Origin of the sequence: Micromonospora sp. NPDC047753 (assembly GCF_040642735.1) — a bacterium.
Lineage (GTDB): Bacteria > Actinomycetota > Actinomycetes > Mycobacteriales > Micromonosporaceae > Micromonospora.
Window position 1 is genome coordinate 1 of record NZ_JBEYSL010000747.1, and the last position, 2,310, is coordinate 2,310.

General features: G+C 67.8%; 1 protein-coding gene. It reads left to right on the plus strand.

Annotated features, from left to right (window positions below; all coding sequences use genetic code 11):
* Positions 1–235 precede the first annotated feature (235 nt).
* On the plus strand, positions 236–2,310 hold a 2,075-nt coding region (locus ABZ749_RS34055; RefSeq protein WP_357235253.1), incomplete at its 3' end, for a non-reducing end alpha-L-arabinofuranosidase family hydrolase.

The window sequence follows — 2,310 nt, forward strand, 5'->3', positions numbered from 1 at the left end:
ACCTGCAACTGCTCTACCAGGGTCGTTCCCCCAGCTCCGGCGGCGACTACGGCCTGCTGCCGTACCGGCCGGGTCTGCTGACCCTGCAACGCTGACGATCGGACATCACCGGGGGCGGGCAGGCTCGGCACACGACGAGCCCGCCCGCCCCTCGCTCTTCCACCACCAGGAGGTACCGACAGTGCGAGGACCTGTAGACCACTCCCCGCCCACGGGGAACACCAAGGCCGACCGAGTGTCGACCGGCCTGAAGGGGAGACTGTTCACGCTCGCCGCAGCCGGGATCGCCGCCGCAGTCGGGTTGCTCACCATCACCCTGGCGACCGGGTCGGCGTCGGCCGCCGACAACCCGTACCAGCGGGGCCCGGACCCCACCCGGACCAGCGTCACCGCTGTGAACGGCCCCTTTGCCAACACCTCAGTCAGTGTCCCGACCGGATACGGCTTCAACGGCGGCCGGATCTACTACCCGACCGACACCAGCCAGGGAACCTTCGGGGCCATCGCGATCTCGCCGGGTTACACGGCGTTGTTCTCCGCCGAACTGGCCTGGATGGGGCCGTGGCTGGCGTCCCACGGCTTCGTCGTGATCGGCATCGAGACCAACAGCCGCAACGACTTCGACACGGCCCGAGGCACCCAGTTGCTCGCCGCACTGGACTACCTCACGCAGCAGAGCCCCGTACGCGACCGGGTCGACCCCAACCGGCTGGCGGTCGCCGGTCACTCGATGGGCGGCGGCGGCGCGCTGAGCGCAGCCACGCGACGCGCGTCGTTGAAGGCAGTGGTCGGCATCGCGCCGTACTCGCCGTCGTCGAACCTGGCCAACGACCGGGTCCCCACCATGATCTTCGCCGGTCAGGCGGACACGGTGGTCACCCCGTCCTACGCCACCGGCCTGTACAACAGCCTCCCGGCCACGACGGAGAGCGTCTACCTGGAGGTCGCCGGAGCGGATCATGGCTTCATGGTCGGGCGGTCGAACCCGGTGATGGTCCGGACCATGCTGCCGTTCGTCAAGATGTTCCTCGACAACGACACCCGGTACAGCCAGTTCCTCTGCCCCCTGCTGGACTCCAGCGGCGTGGTCACCTACCGCAGCACCTGCCCGCTGCTGCCGTCGACGCCAACCCCGACCGACCCGCCGACCCCGACCGACCCGCCGACGCCCACCGACCCGCCGACCGTCCCACCCGGCTCCGCCAGTGAGATCGTCGGCACGCAGTCCGGCCGGTGTATCGACGTACCCAACGCCTCGCGTAACAACGGCACCCGCGTCCAGCTCTACGACTGCAACAAGCAGACCAACCAGGCCTGGACCTACACCTCGAACAAACAACTCCAGGTGTACGGCACCATGTGCCTCGACGCGGCCGGCACCGGCAACGGCGCGGCAGTGCAGATCTACAGCTGCCACAGCCAGACCAACCAGCAGTGGAACGTCAACTCCAACGGCACCATCAGCAACGTCCAGTCCGGACGATGCCTGGACGCCTGGAGCACCGCCAACGGCGCCCAGATCCAGCTCTACGACTGCCACGGACAAACCAACCAGCAGTTCAGGCTCGCCGCCCTCGGCGGCGGCACCCAGACGCCCACGCCCACGCCCACGCCGACCACGCCGCCGCCGACCACCACGTGTGACCTTCCCTCGTCGTACCGCTGGTCGTCGACCGGCGCGCTGGCGCAGCCGAGGTCCGGGTGGGTGTCGCTGAAGGACTTCACCGTCGCCCCGTACAACGGCCAGCAACTCGTCTACGCCACCACCCACGACACCGGCACCACGTGGGGCTCGATGAACTTCGGCCTCTTCAGCAACTACTCGCAGATGGGCTCGGCCAGTCAGAACGCGATGAACTCGGCGACCGTCGCGCCGTCGCTGTTCTACTTCGCGCCGCGCAACATCTGGGTGCTGGCCTACCAGTGGGGCGGCACGGCCTTCTCGTACCGGACCTCCAGCGACCCGACCAATCCGAACGGGTGGTCGTCGGCGCAGACGCTGTTCACCGGCAGCATCTCCAACTCCAACACCGGCCCGATCGACCAGGCGGTCATCGGCGACGACCAGAACATGTACCTGTTCTTCGCCGGTGACAACGGCCGGATCTACCGGGCCAGCATGCCGATCGGCAACTTCCCCGGCAGCTTCGGCTCGAACTACACGACGATCATGACCGACTCGACGAACAACCTGTTCGAGGCCGTCCAGGTCTACAAGCTCCAGGGCCTGAACAAGTACCTCATGATCGTCGCCGCGTCGAGTCGGCACGCCCGCAGGTACGCGGTCGGGGTGATCTGCAGTTCACGGCG